Source organism: Pseudoalteromonas sp. bablab_jr010 (assembly GCF_016464105.1).
Classification (GTDB): domain Bacteria; phylum Pseudomonadota; class Gammaproteobacteria; order Enterobacterales; family Alteromonadaceae; genus Pseudoalteromonas; species Pseudoalteromonas simplex.
This window is the reverse complement of sequence record NZ_JACDWV010000134.1, coordinates 74151-91225: the sequence shown is the minus strand read 5'-3', so window position 1 is coordinate 91225 and position 17075 is coordinate 74151. Positions and strand designations below refer to the sequence as shown.

Annotated in this window: 14 protein-coding genes; 9 read left to right on the top strand and 5 right to left on the bottom strand. The window is 42.1% G+C overall.

The genetic code is table 11. The features are described from left to right. Positions 1 to 187 precede the first annotated feature (187 nt). A complete protein-coding gene (mdh, locus tag JIG37_RS12320) occupies positions 188 to 1123 on the top strand; it encodes a malate dehydrogenase (protein ID WP_054551013.1) in 936 nt (311 codons plus the stop codon). A gap of 89 nt (positions 1124 to 1212) precedes the next feature. On the opposite strand, the gene ispB is transcribed toward mdh, so the two are convergent. After that, a complete protein-coding gene (ispB, locus tag JIG37_RS12315; RefSeq protein WP_054562777.1) occupies positions 1213 to 2184 on the bottom strand; it encodes an octaprenyl diphosphate synthase in 972 nt (323 codons plus the stop codon). Between the two features lie 410 nt (positions 2185 to 2594). On the opposite strand from ispB, the gene rplU reads away from it, so the two are divergent. From rplU to JIG37_RS12290, 5 genes are all read left to right on the top strand, one after another. Then, positions 2595 to 2906, top strand: coding sequence for a 50S ribosomal protein L21 (gene rplU, locus JIG37_RS12310; RefSeq protein ID WP_036965957.1), 312 nt, complete (start codon positions 2595 to 2597; stop codon positions 2904 to 2906). 16 nt (positions 2907 to 2922) lie between these two features. Then, positions 2923 to 3180 carry a 50S ribosomal protein L27 gene (rpmA, locus tag JIG37_RS12305; protein ID WP_054551015.1) on the top strand — a complete coding sequence of 86 codons (258 nt, stop codon included), beginning with the start codon at positions 2923 to 2925 and terminating at the stop codon, positions 3178 to 3180. A gap of 154 nt (positions 3181 to 3334) precedes the next feature. Beyond that, a complete protein-coding gene (cgtA, locus tag JIG37_RS12300) occupies positions 3335 to 4489 on the top strand; it encodes an Obg family GTPase CgtA (RefSeq protein ID WP_054551016.1) in 1155 nt (384 codons plus the stop codon). Positions 4490 to 4556: 67 nt separating this feature from the next. Next, entirely contained in the window at positions 4557 to 5048 is a 492-nt protein-coding gene (gene folA / locus JIG37_RS12295; protein WP_054551329.1) for a type 3 dihydrofolate reductase, read from the top strand. A gap of 79 nt (positions 5049 to 5127) precedes the next feature. Further along, positions 5128 to 5505 carry a DUF3718 domain-containing protein gene (locus tag JIG37_RS12290; protein ID WP_054551017.1) on the top strand — a complete coding sequence of 126 codons (378 nt, stop codon included), beginning with the start codon at positions 5128 to 5130 and terminating at the stop codon, positions 5503 to 5505. A gap of 146 nt (positions 5506 to 5651) precedes the next feature. Here the strand turns inward: JIG37_RS12290 and JIG37_RS12285 are convergent, their stop codons facing one another. Further along, positions 5652 to 6620: a class 1 fructose-bisphosphatase gene (locus JIG37_RS12285; RefSeq protein WP_138619101.1), complete on the bottom strand. Its 969-nt coding sequence runs from the start codon at positions 6618 to 6620 to the stop codon at positions 5652 to 5654. A 160-nt stretch (positions 6621 to 6780) separates the two neighbouring features. Here JIG37_RS12285 and JIG37_RS12280 point away from each other — a divergent pair, with 160 nt between their 5' ends. Together JIG37_RS12280 and JIG37_RS12275 are read left to right on the top strand one after the other, a co-directional pair. Beyond that, complete coding sequence (locus tag JIG37_RS12280; RefSeq protein WP_199529472.1) at positions 6781 to 9210, top strand: zinc-dependent metalloprotease; 2430 nt, start codon at positions 6781 to 6783, stop codon at positions 9208 to 9210. Between the two features lie 105 nt (positions 9211 to 9315). Continuing rightward, on the top strand, positions 9316 to 10098 hold the full coding sequence (locus JIG37_RS12275) for a YggN family protein (protein ID WP_166340496.1): 783 nt from the start codon (positions 9316 to 9318) through the stop codon (positions 10096 to 10098). A gap of 61 nt (positions 10099 to 10159) precedes the next feature. Here the strand turns inward: JIG37_RS12275 and JIG37_RS12270 are convergent, their stop codons facing one another. Next, positions 10160 to 11734 carry a methyl-accepting chemotaxis protein gene (locus JIG37_RS12270; RefSeq protein WP_166340614.1) on the bottom strand — a complete coding sequence of 525 codons (1575 nt, stop codon included), beginning with the start codon at positions 11732 to 11734 and terminating at the stop codon, positions 10160 to 10162. A 154-nt stretch (positions 11735 to 11888) separates the two neighbouring features. Next, positions 11889 to 12587 carry a 16S rRNA pseudouridine(516) synthase RsuA gene (rsuA, locus tag JIG37_RS12265; protein ID WP_166340498.1) on the bottom strand — a complete coding sequence of 233 codons (699 nt, stop codon included), beginning with the start codon at positions 12585 to 12587 and terminating at the stop codon, positions 11889 to 11891. A 58-nt stretch (positions 12588 to 12645) separates the two neighbouring features. Between rsuA and zapE the strand changes: the two genes are divergently transcribed. After that, positions 12646 to 13755: a cell division protein ZapE gene (zapE, locus tag JIG37_RS12260; RefSeq protein ID WP_199529471.1), complete on the top strand. Its 1110-nt coding sequence runs from the start codon at positions 12646 to 12648 to the stop codon at positions 13753 to 13755. Between the two features lie 48 nt (positions 13756 to 13803). On the opposite strand, the gene JIG37_RS12255 is transcribed toward zapE, so the two are convergent. Further along, positions 13804 to 16824, bottom strand: a complete 3021-nt coding sequence (locus JIG37_RS12255) for a TonB-dependent receptor (RefSeq protein WP_199529470.1) — start codon at positions 16822 to 16824, stop codon at positions 13804 to 13806. Between the last annotated feature and the right edge of the window lie 251 nt (positions 16825 to 17075).

The following is a 17075-nucleotide window of genomic DNA, read 5'->3' as shown; positions in this document are numbered from 1 at the left end:
ACACAACTCTGCATATTTATGCAGTATTAGTTTACAAAGTCGTCCAAAATGCTGTGTCTTTACAGCCAAGTTTACAACTATGGTCGAAATTATACGCGAAATAAGCAGGATAAATTTGTTTTTAGTCGCTAATTTCATTATCTTTAGGGCCACAAATATTTCCTACCTCAAATTACGGAGAATTCCAATGAAAGTTGCTGTTTTAGGCGCAGCTGGCGGTATCGGCCAAGCATTGTCTTTATTATTAAAAACAAGTTTACCTGCAGGTTCTGAATTATCGTTATACGATGTTGCCCCTGTTGTTCCTGGTGTAGCGGTTGATCTTTCTCACATCCCAACAGACGTTAAAGTTGAAGGCTTTGGTGCTGACAGCTTAGACGCAGCATTAGCTGGTTGTGATATCGTTCTTATCCCAGCGGGTATGCCACGTAAGCCAGGCATGGACCGTGCGGACCTTTTCAACGTAAACGCAGGTATCATCAAAACATTAGCTGAAGGCATCGTTAAAAACTGTCCTAAAGCGTTAGTAGGTATCATCACTAACCCAGTAAACGGCACAGTGCCAATCGTTGCTGAAGTATTCAAAAAAGCGGGTACTTACGATGCAGGCCGTGTATTCGGTATCACAACGCTTGACGTGATCCGTTCAGAAGCATTTGTTGCTGAACTTAAAGGTTTAAGCGCAACTGACGTTAAAGTTCCAGTGATCGGCGGTCACTCAGGTACGACAATCCTTCCTCTTCTATCTCAAGTTGAAGGTGTTACTTTCACTGACGAAGAAGTTGCGGCATTAACTCCACGTATCCAAAACGCAGGTACTGAAGTTGTTAACGCTAAAGCGGGTGGCGGTTCAGCGACTCTTTCTATGGGTGCTGCAGCAGCACGCTTCTGTATGTCTTTAGTTAAAGGCTTACAAGGTGAAGAAGTAGTTGATTACGCATACGTTGCAGTTGAAAACGGTGACGCAGCATACTTCGCACACCCAGTTCGTCTGGGTAAAAACGGCGTTGAAGAAATCCTTTCTTACGGTGAGTTAAGTGCATTCGAAGAGCAAGCTAAAAACGACATGCTAGCTACACTTAACAAAGACATCCAAGAAGGTGTTGATTTCATCAACGGTTAATTCCGACAGATGATAGGCGATTTTTTAAATCGCCGAAAACAAAAAAGCCTGCAAATGCAGGCTTTTTTAATGGCTCGAATAAATAGTGTTTAGTGATCGCGGGCAACGGCGATACGGGCCAAACTCTCTAAGGCTTGTTTGTACGGTGTATCTGGTAAGAACGCAATACAAGCAATTGCTTTGTCAGCTTCTTGCTCAGCTTTTTGCATTGCAAACTCAAGGGCTTTAGTGTCAGCTAATGCCGCTAGAATGCTTTCTAAATGGTCCATACCATTACCAAGCTCAATAGCTTCGCGTACTAGCTTAACTTGCTCTGGTGTGCCTTTTTGCATTGCGTAGATAAGCGGTAGGGTAGGTTTACCTTCAGCTAAATCATCGCCAATGTTTTTACCAAGTTGCTCGGCATCGGCGTTGTAATCAAGTACATCATCCACTAATTGGAATGCAGTGCCAAGATGCATTCCATATAAGTTTAATGCTTCAAGGGTTTGCTCGTCTTGCTCGGTAATAATTGCAGCAAGGCCGGTTGCAGCTTCGAACAATTTTGCCGTTTTGCTGTAAATAACCTGCATATAGCTTTGTTCTGTGGTGTCAGGGTCATTACAGTTCATTAGCTGTAATACTTCACCTTCAGCGATGACATTGGTTGCATCCGCTAAAATTTGCATGATTGGCATTTTACCTAGGCCAACCATAAGCTGAAATGAACGTGTATAGATAAAGTCACCGACCAAAACGCTAGCTGCATTACCAAACTCTGCGTTGGCTGTAGGCGTACCACGGCGCAAATGTGACTCGTCGACAACGTCGTCATGCAATAAAGTGGCGGTATGAATAAATTCGATGATAGTGGCAAGCGTAATATGGTCTTTGCCCTCATAACCAAGTGCTTTTGCCGCTAAAATGGCCAACATAGGACGAACGCGTTTACCGCCACTGTTTACTATGTATAAACCGAGTTGGTTAACCAATGCGACATCTGAGCGCATTTGGGCATGTATAAGTTGATTGACGTCATCCATTTCATTTTCGATTAACGTCTGGATAGCTTTTATATCCATTGATCTCCGAGCCAATATTTATGGGTATACGGGGCTGATTGTACAACAAAAAAAGCGCTTGCTCGATATTTTGTGATGATTCAGTAAAAAAACACTGTAAAGTTTTTTATTTGAGATCAATTTTGCCAATATAAATTTATAACCTTGATTAATAAGTGATCAGCTTTTTGAATTTTAAAGGTGCCTATTATTAACGTAATTTAATTGTCATGAGATCGTAAAAACCGCTTGGCATGTGGTGTTTTTAGGATAGAATAGGGGAAAATATTGAATTGCTCTCAATGCAGCTATTTTTTATTCATTTTATCGAAAAAGAGGCTTGCTAGTTTTTGCACATTAGCGTAAACTTCGCGCCCTATTGAAGAATATTTTAGTTGCGTCGATTTGAGGGCGCACAGACGGAGTTAATTATGTACGCGGTTTTCCAAAGTGGTGGTAAACAGCACCGTGTGACTGAAGGTCAAACAATTCGTCTTGAGAAATTAGACGTTGAAACTGGTGCAGCAGTTGAATTTGATTCAGTACTTTTAGTTGCTGATGGTGAGAAAATCGAGATCGGTGTACCGTTCGTAAACGGTGGTAAAGTAACAGCTGAGGTTGTTTCACACGGTCGCGGTGAGAAAGTTAAGATTGTTAAATTTAGACGTCGTAAGCATTCTCGTAAGCAAATGGGCCATCGTCAATGGTTCACTGAAGTTAAAATCACTGGCATTAGCGCTTAATTAGAGGTACTGAGAAATGGCACATAAAAAAGCAGCTGGTAGTACTCGTAACGGTCGCGATTCAGAAAGCAAACGCCTAGGTGTTAAGCGTTTTGGTGGTGAATCAGTTCTAGCGGGTAGCATCATTGTTCGTCAACGTGGTACTCGTTTCCACGCTGGCGCAAACGTAGGTATCGGTAAAGACCACACTATCTTCGCAAAAGCAGATGGTAAAGTTCAATTCGAACAGAAAGGTCCTTTAAACCGTAAATACGTAAATATCGTAGCTGAATAATCATCTCGATATTTGAAAAACCCCGCCTTTGCGGGGTTTTTTGTTTTAAGGCACATAATAGTGCGTATAAATATATACCTAAGCTAAGCCTGCAATCAGAAGGGCTTAGGTATATAATAGAGTTATTAACAAGCCAATCTTAAAGTGAGTAATCATGAAGTTTGTAGATGAAGTAGAAATTCGTTGTGACGCGGGTGATGGCGGCAGCGGTGTCGTATCTTTCCGACGTGAAAAATATGTACCAGATGGCGGTCCTGATGGCGGCGACGGCGGCGATGGCGGCAGCGTTTATCTACAAGCCGATGAAAACTTAAATACGTTAATTGATTACCAATTTGAGCGTTTTCATAAAGCAGAGCGCGGCACAAATGGTCAAAGCCGTAACATGACAGGTAAAAAAGGCGCTGATTTAACGCTTAAAGTACCTGTTGGTACACGTATCATTGATGTTGACACTGAAGAGTCATTAGGTGATTTGACCAAGCATGGTCAAAAGGTTGTTGTTGCAAAAGGTGGTTTCCATGGCTTGGGGAATGCACGTTTTAAATCAAGTACAAACCGCGCTCCACGTCAAAAAACACTAGGTACACCTGGTGAAGTTCGCAGCTTACGTCTAGAGCTAATGCTACTTGCTGATGTTGGCTTACTTGGTTTACCAAATGCTGGTAAATCAACGTTTATCCGTAGTGTTTCTGCAGCTAAACCAAAAGTGGCAGATTACCCGTTTACGACGCTTATTCCTAATCTTGGTGTAGTACGCCCAGATGCGAATAAGTCATTTGTAATTGCTGATATCCCAGGTCTAATCGAAGGCGCTTCAGATGGCGCAGGCCTTGGTATTCGCTTCTTAAAACACTTAGAGCGTTGTCGTGTATTACTGCATATCATTGATGTTATGCCTGTTGATGGCACAAATCCGGTTGATAATGCCTTTGCGATTATTAATGAGCTACACCAATACAGCCCTAAACTTGCTGAAAAGCCGCGCTGGTTAGTATTTAACAAAATTGACCTATTACCAGAAGATGAAGCTGAAGCCCTGTGTAATGAAATTGCCGAAGAGCTAGGTGAAGAGGTTAATGTTTACCGTATTTCTGCTGCGAATAAACAAAATACTCAAGCATTGTGTCATGACATTATGGCGCTACTTGATAGTATGCCGAAAGAGAAATTCGCTGAAGAAGAGAAAGAAGAAGTTGAATTTAAGTGGGATACTTATCATCAGAAAGCGACCTCTCAAGATGATGATGATTGGGATGACGACTGGGATGATGATGACTACGATGTGGAAGTTATCTACCAACGATAAAATTTAAAACTGAAAAGGAGCCATGCGCTCCTTTTTTATTAATAAGAAAAAAGTATTAAGGTTTAGTGTGAAAATTTCAATGATTGCTGCGATGGCAAATAACCGAGTAATTGGCCAAGACAACCAAATGCCATGGCATTTACCCGCCGATCTGCAACACTTTAAAAAAGTAACCATGGCAAAGCCTGTGATCATGGGCCGTAAAACATTTGAATCAATAGGTCGGCCTTTACCGGGTCGTCAAAATATTATTATCACGCGTAATGCTGATTACACAGCTGAAGGTATTGAGGTGGTTACTTCACCAGAGGCTGCGCTGGAATTGGTTGCTGATGTTGAAGAAGTAATGATTATTGGTGGCGGAAATATATACGAACAATTCCTGTCTCAAGCAGATCGTCTATACTTAACTTTTATCGACCTTGAAGTGGAAGGTGATACGCAGTTCCCAGATTACGAAAGTGTTGCTAATTGGACAGTTGCCGAGCAAGAAAAGCATCAGCCTGATAACAAAAACCCTCACTCGTATACTTTTGTAACCCTGTACAAAAATTCGTAACATTATTGCGGTAAAATTAATTAGTTGGTACAATATTACACAATCTTGGTAAGAAAAAAGTATTACATAAGGGCAAAATATGATGAAGTTACCAAATATGTTACTTGCAGCGGCTGTTGTATCAGCGTCAGTTGCGTATACAGCACCAGCAAAAGCTGATGATCAATTAGCGGTTTCTATCTGTGAATATATCGCAGCTGATGATAAAAACCGTTTGCGTAGTAAGCTTAAAAGCTCACGTGTGAAAATTCGTAACATTTTTGATGCTGTGAAATGCAATGGCAATAACATGCTTCGTCATGCAATCGAAAGCGGCGCGGCAGATACTGGTGAGTATATTGTTAAGAACTTATCAAAAAGCTCTTTAGAAGATGGTGCTGATATTGCTTGGGCTGAGTCGAACGGTCACGGTGGTTCACCACTAATCGCTGTTATTAAAGACCGCGCAGGCCTTTAATTTAAGCGCCAAAAGAATTTAAGAAACCGCACTCGTTGCGGTTTTTTTGTGCCTGTAAGGTAAGTAACTTGTTGAGAATCTCTCGTTTATTAAAAACTGGAAGCTTCTAAAGTTGAAGCCTTCCAGTTTGAGGCATTTACTGCTTGTTATTTATGGTAGCTTAAACAGGTTTCTACTTCGTTCTTCGAACCTAAGATCACCGCCACACGTTGGTGAATAGCGTCAGGTTGAATGTCCATGATGCGCTCAGTGCCTGTAGAAGCTATGCCGCCAGCTTGTTCGATTAACATTGCCATTGGGTTTGCTTCGTATAATAAACGTAATTTGTTTGGTTTGTTTGGATCTTTCGTGTCGGTTGGGTAAGTAAAAATACCACCACGACATAATACACGGTGCACATCACCCACCATTGCAGCAATCCAGCGCATGTTGAAGTTACGACCACGTGGGCCTGTGTCACCAGCAATTAAGTCATTGATGTAATTTTGCATCGCCGGTTGCCAATGGCGTTGGTTTGAAGCATTGATAGCAAATTCGCTGGTCTCTTCAGGTACGCTTGCAAAATCTTGTGTTAATAAGAAGGTACCGTGCGTTTTATCTAAGGTGAAAAAGCGTGTGCCCTTGCCGGTTGTTAACGCCAGCACGGTTGATGGGCCATATAATACATAACCCGCTGCAACTTGGTTTTTACCCGGTTGCATAAAAATACTAGGATCAGCTGGATCTGAACCTTCAGGCGCCGCCATAATTGAGAAAATCGTACCAACGAGTGAGTTGATATCAGTATTTGATGAGCCATCAAGTGGGTCGAATGCAACAATGTAGTTGGCATCTGGATTACCCGCAACGGTGAAGTCTTCTTCTTCAGAGGCAATGGCTTTTACGTAGCCCGATTCTAATAAAATATCTTTTAAAAGTTGGTTAGTTAGAACATCGAGTTTTTTCTGAGTTTCACCCTGAATGTTTTCGTCTAGGGTTGAGCCTAATACGCCAGATAGGGCGCCTTGACCAACACGAAATGAAATTTCTTTACATGCCGCAAGTACCGTTCTGATCAATGAGATCAGTTCACGAGGGCAACCATCTTCTAACAATACCGGTGGGAGTCTACGCATTCTATTTTCCTGATAACGTTGTAGCCAGACATTTTTAGTGTGAGAGAGAATGTCTTAGCAAGCGCTGAATTTCGTCTTAAATAGCTGATTTTTATAAACGGTACTTTATACTGCTTAATACCTATACAGTATTTAAAACGCGAATAACAAAGATAAGATTATGCAAAAAATACCATTACTACGATATCTGCTCTTAGCTGTGCTACTTACTATGATAACTCAAGCACACGCAGCAATTAAGTCTATAAATGATTTTACTGAAAAAATGACTCATTTTTCAGGCTATTTTTCATTTTACTACGACACAGAAAACGGCAAATTGTATCTTGAAGTGGATAAACTCGAGCAACAATTTTTACTACAACAAAGCCTACCTTACGGTGTTGGTTCAAATGATATTGGCTTAGATCGCGGTCAGTTAGGTGACACACATTTAGTACAGTTTGAGCGTTTTGGCGATAAGGTAATGCTAAGAGCCATCAATACATATTACCGCGCTAATACTAATAACCTTGCGGAACAACAAAGTATTAAAGAGGCGTTCGCATCAAGTATTTTAGCGGGTTTTAGTGTTGTAGCTCAATCAGATACTGCGGTACTTGTGGATTACACCCCTTATTTATTAAGCGATGTTCATGGTGTAAGCCGTCGTTTATCGGCAACTGGGCAGGGAAGTTTTAATCTAGATAGCAACCGCAGTGCGGTTTATTTAGCACGCTCAAAAGCATTTGAAAAAAATACAGAATTAGAAGCCGTGCTTACTTTTCATGGTAATAACCCAGGAAAGTATGTACGCCAAGTGAGCGCAGACCCTTATGCGCTGACAGTACATATGCATCACTCATTAATTGAATTACCTGATGATAACTACACCCCGCGCAAGTTCCACCCTCAAGCAGGTTTTTGGAGCATTGAACACAAAGATTATGCGGCAGCGCTGGATGAGTCTATGTATGTGCGTTACATCCCGCGTCATCGTTTAGCAAAAAAAGATCCGAGCCTGCCAATCAGCGAGCCCGTTGAGCCGATTGTTTATTACTTAGATCCGGGTGTACCAGAGCCAGTTAAAACAGCGTTACTTGATGGTGCTAAATGGTGGAATGATGCCTTTAATGCAGCAGGTTATAAGAACGCATTTATTGTCAAAGTGCTCCCTGATGATGCCGACCCTATGGATATACGCTACAACGTAATTCAATGGGTGCACCGTGCAACGCGTGGTTGGTCATATGGCAGCTCAGTGATAGACCCTCGAACAGGCGAAATTATCAAAGGTCATGTGACACTCGGGTCACTGCGTGTTCGTCAAGATATCCTAATTGCAGAAGCATTAGCAGCTCCCTATTTTGAAGGCAATGAAGCAGCTAAGCGTTTACAAGCTATGGCACTTGATCGTATACGTCAATTAAGCGCACATGAAGTTGGACATACTTTAGGTATTTCGCATAACTTTGCAGCGTCAGTGGCAGACAGAGCCTCTGTAATGGATTATCCACACCCACTACTGAGCTTTGATGAGCAAGGTAAATTAGATGTAAGCCGAGGCTATGCTGCTGGCATGGGCGTGTGGGATACCCAAGTTATTAAATATGGTTATAGCGATTTCACTAATCAAGATGAAGCACAGCAATTGGCTGCTATTTTAGCCGAGAACAAAAGCAAAGGGTTGGAGTTTATCTCAGACAGTGATGCCCGCGCTCAAGGGGGCGCTCACCCAACTGGGCATTTATGGGATAACGGCAGTTCACCGAGTGATGAGCTTATGCGGGTACTAGATGTTCGTAAACAAGCGCTGACGAGCTTTGGTATCGAAAACATCAAAACGGGCACTGCTTTATCACAACTAGAAGAAATGCTGGTGCCACTTTATTTGTTCCACCGCTATCAAGTTGAAGCGGCGGTTAAATTAATTGCCGGTGTAAATTACGAGTACGAAGTTCGTGATAGTTCACAACCAAAAGGGGCACAGGTTGTGGCAAAGCAAACACAGCAAGCGGCAGTGGATGCCGTACTTGCGACATTAAAAGCTGAGAACCTTGTTTTGCCTGAGTCGGTATTAGCGCTTATTCCACCAAAAGCGTATGGTGAATCAAAATCACGGGAGAGCATTGTTGGTCGCACAGGACTAACGCTCGATGCGATGGCACTGCCTGAGGTTGCTGCAGCACATAGCTTGAGCTTACTTTTTAATAGCCAACGCATTAACCGTTTAGCGCAGCAGCAAGCACGAAGCGATGCATTTTATGGTTTAGATGCGTTATTAGCACAAACTTATCAGCAAGTTTTCGAACAAAAAACTGCCTCAGGGATGGCAGGTAAAATTAGCCAACGTGTGCAGCTTTTAACGGCGAAACAATTTGCCGACTTAGTCGCTAGCAATGAGGTGGCACCCGAAGTACAAGCTCAGCTTCGTTACTACTTAGCTAAACTTGCAAAGAGTTACCAGCAAGAATCAATGCTAGGCAGTGTATCCGTTGGCAACAGTGCATTTAAGCAATATTTAAGCGAGCAAATCAGTCACTTTTTAGAAAGCGGTGAATGGCCTGCAAACTTTAAAGTGTTGCCAATGCCACCGGGTTCGCCAATTTAACTCACCTTTCTTTTAAGACGCCTAGCATAGCTAGGCGTTTTACTTGCATAAAATTGGATATTTGCTAATCTAGCGGCCTTCCTTTTTTGTCTTTTTGAGGTGTATATGGCGTTTTTTTCTCGCTCGTTGTTAGCAGCGGCCATTACATTCTCTAGCTTTTCCAGTTACGCAACCCTAGAAAAAAAACAATGCGATGTAGAGCTAAGCCATGGCTTGATCATCACTGATGATGTCATTCGTATAGTTGATAAAGGTCAAACTCGCGTACAAATCAACAACGATAACCAATTGTTTATACGTGGTTATTGGGTTGATTTAAGCCCAGAAGAAAGCCAAGTTGTGGAGCAATTCAGTCGGGGTATTAGGCAAACCGTCCCTGAACTTGTTGACTTAGCGACCGATGGTGTAAACCTTGGCTTAAGTGCTATCGAGCAAGTTGTTGAGGGCATGTCAGACAAAGAGCCTGAAGTGCTAAAAACTCAACTGCAATATGTTGAGCGTGCACTAATGGATAAATTTAAGCGTGGCGATGACTTTTTCTTTATTGCTCCGCAGTCGCTGTCGAAAATCGATGACTTTTTTACCAAAGAAATCAGCCAAAAAATTCACTCTGCAGTTCACGGTTCACTTGGCGCTATTTTAGTTTCGCTAGGTGATGCCTTTAAATCGCGCGAAGGTAACATCGAAGACCGTATCAATGATATGGGGCAGCGTATGGATATCATCTCAAAAGAAATTGATAAATCACTACAAAAGAAAGCAGAGCAATTAGAGATGAAAGCCTCAGAATACTGTGAGTGTTTGAACTCATTAGATGTCACTGAGTCACGATTACAACAAATGGTGCCGGGGATGGCCGATTTTGATTTGGTACAAATAAAGTCTTAATACGAACTTAAAACGAAAAAGCCCAGCAGTTGCTGGGCTTTTTCGTTTTTACTTGTTTGAATTAGCTAAACTTAGCGGTTTCAGTTTCTAAATCGCTAGTAAGGCCTTTGATCAAATCGGTTGCTGTATGAGCCTGATTAGATACATTAGCCGTTTGTGAAGCCGTGTCTGAGATAGTTACGATGCGCTTGGCGGTGTCTTCACCAGCATCAAGCTGCTCTTTTGCAGCAATAGCTATCTGATGGCTCATTTGCGCGATTGCGCTGAGTGAGCTGGCAACGCGTTTTAGTTCTTCATTGGCTTTAGTCGATTTTTCTACGGTTTGTTCACTGGTACTCATACTGAGCGAAACAGATGACTTGGCATCTAGGGTTGCAGCTTGTAGTTTGCCAATCATATTGCGGATTTCTTCAGTGCTGGTCTGTGTGCGTTGGGCAAGCCCACGAACTTCATCAGCAACCACAGCAAAACCTCGTCCTTGCTCACCTGCACGGGCAGCTTCTATTGCCGCATTAAGCGCAAGTAAGTTAGTTTGTTCGGCAATACCTTGAATAACACTCAGTACATTTGCGATGTTATTTACTTCATCATCAAGCACTTGAATGTTATTGCCAGCGCTGTCAATTTGCTGCTCTAAAAGCGCGATGGTATCAGCAGCCTCGCTGGTTAAGTGGCTGGCACTTTGACCTTGTTGCTCAGCTTCTTGCACTGAGTAAGCGGCTTGCTCAGCATGTTCTACAACGGTTTGTGCTGAGGCTGTTAACTCGGTAATAGCTGAAGCTACCATTTGAGTTTCTTCGTTTAGGCTACGAGTGAGTTTGTCGAGCTCAACAGAGCGAGACTCGTTATCAACACTTTGATTTTTTAAGCTATCTGTAACACCTTTAATGCCACCAACAACGCCGCGTAACCCTTGCTGCATATAATGCATGGCTGCAATAATGCTTTCAGGTGGGGTATCTTGGCGAATATGTGAGTTTAAGTTGCCACGAGAGACATTCTTAACAATACCAATTACTTCATCAATTTCGCCGCCCAAGGCATTAGTGAGCGATGAACCAAAGCGGGCAATGGCAAAGGTCAGCGCAATGGCAATAAGCATAGATAAGCCCAGCAGCCACTTTGCAGTATTCCAATAACGTTCATCAACTTCTTTGGCGCTAATACCAGTACCAACATACCAGCCAAACAGCGGTGTTTTTTGTACTACAGAAGTTAGATCAACGGTTTCACCATCTCGCACTGAATCCCAGTGATAGGTGATGATTTTATTGGTCGTGTTACCCACGAGATTTTCGACCATACGGCCGATACTGTTGCCGCTGGCATCTTTAAAATCGTTAAAGCTGGTGCCGTGTAGTTCTGGGTCGTGCGGAGTGGCGACAAAATCTAAGTTGTTGTCGACGACATACACATATTCTGAGTCGTGGTATTTATTTTCTCGAAGTACCTGAATCGCGAGCTTCTTTGCTTGTGCTTCTTCGAGTTGATTGCTTTTAACCATCAACTCAAATTGCTCAACAATATTGGTGGTGCTCTTCATGAGCTGGTTGATACGCGCGATGTTGTCGCTTTCGCTGGCATGGCGTAAAGATTGTAAGCCAAGTAATGCTATCGCCGATAACGCAATAAACATAGCGATAGCAAATAAGGTGATTTTTGTTTTTAAAGCTAATCCTGATAACACAGTCAGCCTCCTTTATTATTTCCCCTGTTAACTTCTACCACGTTTGTCTGGTTTTATTAAGGAAAAATGACAGCGTTATCATGATTTTTACTCAAGTACCTATTTAGAGCTTCAGTTCGGCTTCTGTCAGGGCACGATATTCACCGCTTGCAAGGCTTTCATCGAGGGTGATGCCAGCTATTTTTTCACGATGTAATTCAACAACTTTATTACCTACAGCTGCAAGCATTCGTTTAACTTGATGGTATTTACCTTCGCAAATTGAAAGGCGTAAGCTGTAGCTTGCAAGCTTTTCAACAATAGCAGGGCGGGTTAGTTCTTTTTCGTTGTGTAATTGCACCCCTTGCTCTAATGCTGCAATGGCTTCTTCATCAATAGGCTCTTGAGTTTCAACTAAATAGGTTTTGAATTTGTTATGCTTTGGTGCAGTAATTTTGTGTGACCAGTCGCCGTCATTGGTGATGATCACTAACCCTGTGGTGTCGATATCTAAACGGCCTGCAACATGAAAGTCGCTCATGTTTGGTTCATCAAGTAAGTCGAATACAGTTGGGTGAAGGTCATCTTTGTTGGCACACACATAGCCCGCTGGTTTATGGAGCATGAAGTAGCGTTTGCCTAAAAACACCAGCGGCTCGCCTTGCCAGCGCACGTCGTCATCTTGGTTGATTGAATAATCAAATGAGGTGATCACCTCGCCATTAACAGTGGCGTATTTACGTTTGATACCTGCTTTGGTTTTGCTTCGAGGTAACTCGGCAATATGGCTAATAAATTTATCTAAACGGCATGGAAATTTCATTGGGATCACATTTTTAGTCGGCTACAATGGCGGCGAGTATAGCGGATACTAGTTACCTATGACAGTACACCAAGGACAAATATTACAGCATTACCAAGCGCAAATAGCCAAAGGTGATTTGCAAGAAGACCGTGCCCAGCGCATAGCGATAAATGCTCTTGATAATCTAGCCACAGAATTGGCTGCACCAAGCCATTGGTGGCAAAGCGCTAAGCCAATAAAAGGGGTTTATTTGTATGGTCCAGTAGGGCGTGGTAAATCCATGTTAATGGACGTGTTTTTCAAGCTTGTTAATATTGACGCTAAGCAGCGTTTGCACTTTCATCATTTTATGAAGCAAGTGCATGAGCGCTTAACTCAGCTGCAAGGGCAAAAAAATCCGCTGACGGTGATTGCTAAAGAGTGGGCAGAGCACATTCGCTTGATTTGTTTTGATGAGTTTTTTGTGTCTGATATTGGTGATGCCATGATCTTAGGTGGCTTATTCAAAGCCTTGTTTGAGCAGCAAGTAGTGTTAGTGGCAACGTCAAACTGCCAACCGGAGCAGTTATATCGTAATGGTTTACAGCGAGCACGATTTTTACCCACTATCGATTTATTAAATGAGCATTGCCATGTTTTAAGTGTTGAAGGCGACACAGATCATCGCTTTCGCTTTGGCAAACAAACCGCACATTATTTTATTAATAACAAAGAGGCGCTAACAGAGCGCTTTTTAAAGCAAGAGCAAGTAATACAAAGGCAAACAACGATAGAGGTTTGCCACCGCGAGCTTAGCTGTGTAATGCAAGCTCAAGACGCCATTATGTTTGATTTTATGGCGCTTTGCTCAGGACCTAGAAGTACCGCGGATTATATTGATTTGGCAGAGCGTTTTCAGCGTGTTTATTTACTCAATGTGCCAGTAATGGGGCGCGGAGCCACAGGCAAACAAATTGTGCATGGTATTGAAGATAGCTACCAGCGAGAAAAGCAGGATTTACAAGAACACTTTTTAGATGATGAAGCGCGGCGCTTTATTGCTTTGGTTGATGAGTTTTATGATCGCAGCCGATTATTGGTGATTTCGGCCGAGGTGGGCATTAGCGATTTATATCAAGGACAAAAACTGGCATTTGAATATGCGAGGACCGAGTCTCGATTAGTTGAGATGCAAAGCTGGCATTGATAAAGAAACACGCCACTGAGGCGTGCTTCTTATTTTCGAGCGCTGAGGCTAGAAGCTGTATGATACACCTATGTATGCATAGCGCCCCTTGCCACCACCGTATTTTGAATAATAATTACCGCGGCCTGATGGGTAAAAGTCCCCTTTATTATCAAAAAGGTTATTCACACCACCAAATAAACGTAAATCACTTTTGTTAGACAGTTCTAATTTATAAGAAACTGACAAATCATGTCTTAGGTATGAGCCGTAATCTTGAAAAGCTAGTTTTTCAGGGTTCGTAACGCATTCATCGCTTCCTTCTGCGCAGCGTTCATCATTATCTGCTAAGTAGCCTAAGTATTCTTCTTCTCTACTTTGGCTTGCTTTAAATGAGCCTAAGTATTTAGTGCGCCAACGGATCCGTAACTCATCTTTTCGCCAAGTTAAAGACATTGAAGCTTTATCTTTACTTTCGCCATAGCCCGCATAATGTGTAGTCACTTTACCGCCATCAGGGCTTTGGTATGTTTGCGAGTTCTCGATGACATGATTGTAGTCAAGTTTAAATGCCAACTGACCTAAACGTTGTAAATCATATTCATACTGAGCTGAAACATCATAACCACGTGCAGTTAGCTCATCGAGGTTGTATTTACGTTGTACTATTTCAATGATATTACCTTCATCATTACGGGTAATATCATTACAAAAAGAATTATTTTCACCCCATTGTGTACCTGAGTCATAACACTCTCGTTGAATATTATCATTACTTAATTCAGAGATAGCATCAGAGACAGATATGTCATAAAAATCAATCGCAAGATTAAAATCAGGGATAAACTGAGGGGCAATACTCACACCGAAAGTATAGGTATCAGCGGTTTCTTCTTTGAGCTCTTTATTACCCACACCCGGTGAATAACGGTTGTTATCATCATCAAATTCAAAGTTAGGATCTTCTGCAATTAGGGCTGCAAGTGTTGGCTCTTTGCGGCAGTTATCATGCCCTGCGTCAGTTGATGTAGCTGTTAGACCATCACAGATATCATCATAGCTGTCATAGTCGCCGCGTGGTGGTGATAATAATTCTGTAATAGTTGGGGCACGTTGAGCACGGGCATAGTTAGCTCTAAAAGCATAGCCGTTAGTAATTTCCCACATTACGCCTAATTTATAACTGGCAACAGTCCCGACATTATTCATACTGTAGTTAGCTACACGTAAAGATAGGTCTGTATCAAGTGACTTTGCAAATGTTGCATCCCTTAAAAGCGGGAGTGCAAGCTCAGCAAAAGCTTCATATACATCAACTTCACCATAAAAAGTAGGCACATAATTAAAAGTAATACCGCCTGCTTTTATATCATCACTGGTTTTGAGGTCTTGGCTATCTTTGCGGTATTCACCACCAAACACAGCTGCAACTGGCCCTGCAGGGAGCTCAAACAGGTCACCAGTAATGTAGCCTACCGCACCATATTGTTTTATCTCGGTATCAATAATTGGGTTGCTACGGATCCAAGCGGCCATCTCTTCGGTAATAGAGCCTTCACCAAATAAGTTAATTGCTACACAGCCTTCTGCGCGAGCCGCTTCATCAGTACACTGAATTGTGCCATCAGCTAACTCTTCAGCTTGTAAAGCTTGATTAAGTCTAACTGTATTTAATTCATTGCTCCGTACTTGATGTTGTTTAAATCGACCATAGCTGACTGAAAAATCCCAGTCCCACTCGTCATTAAATAGAGTGCCTTGAAGGCCAGCCCAGCTGCGAATAGTTTTTCGACTATTGTCAGTAGTGATGTTACCAACCTCATGAAAGCGACGATCCCAATAAATACGGTCTTTGTATGGGTTTGCATCAAGAATTTCTTGTGGAACATACGGATTGTCAATTGGAATATAACCCGGTTTTACAAGCCCTAAAGGCTCACCTGTAGCCGGATCAAACTGCGGTGCTGTGGCACCCTCATATTCGTCTTCTGGTGATTTATGATTGAACGAATCACTGTCACTGTATTGCACTTGCGCGTAAAACATCACATTGTCAGTAAGGTCATAATCAATTTTAACTGCAGTAGAGAAGTTATCGCTTGGTACATCAAGCATTACATACTGATTTGAATTGATACCATAAATTTCTTCATTACCTTTCCAATCATCACGCAGGGTTTGTCCGTCGTACCAGAACTGTGTGTCGTTTTTGCCATTTTCTAAAAACACACCACCAGAAAGACCATCACTTTTACTCACCCAATCAGCTTGCGTGATGTCGCGCATACATTGATCGCCATCTGCTGTTTGCATTACATTACACATGCGATCTTTATCGTAATCGTAGCTATCTTCTATTTGTGCGCGTTTACGGTCGTAAAAAGTCATACCGAAATCACGGTCCCAGTTTGAACTGAAATAAGCATAGCCGCGACCATCATCGAATGACGTACCATAGTTTAAGTCGAGGCTAAACTCTTTACTGCCTCCTTCAGTTGACTCGCCAGTTTTAGCTTTAAAATCAAACCCTTCTTTTTTTGATTGAGTGATGATATTAACAACACCGGCCACAGCATCGGCACCATAAGTTGCAGATGCACCGCCGCTTATTATTTCAACGCGATCAACCATGCCGCTCGGAATAGTATTTAAACTGACATAGTTGCCGCTGTAGCTATTAGAAACTACACGACGGCCATCGATCAGCGTTAAGGTGCGATTAGGGCCTAAGTTACGTAGTTCAACTGTTGATAGACCGGTAGTTGAAACGCTTGATTGGCTGGTGGTGTTACCGATGCTCTCGCTAAGAGCTGGCATGTTATCAACTAAAATATCTGATAAGTTGCTTAATCCTGTATCGGAAATAGCGTCACGATCCATCGTTACTAAGGGGGTTGAAATGGAAAAACTATCACGCTTTATTCGTGAACCTGTCACGACAATTTTTTCAGGTTCTTCAGTTTGCTCATTAGCTGTTGGGGTGGTATTGGCAGTGCGAGCTATTTCAGCCTCATCTGCAAAAGCATGTTGACTAAAACCACTGGCAACGGCAAGTGCAATGGCACAAGGTTTGGTTAGTAGATTTCTCACAGGCGTTCCTAGTTGTTATATTTTTAGTTTTTAGAACCAGAGTGATGCTCTTTTTAAGGGCAGTTAAAATTTACAGCGAACAACACTCTGGTTGGTCGGTATTGACGTTAAAATAATTATAGAAATGTGAACTTAACTACAATCTTAGGTTGCTCGTTTATGTCTCTATTTTATATCTATTGAATATCTATTCATTTAAAAACAGTGTGTTAGGAAAATTCTTATTGTTAATTAAATTGCAATTCTAGACT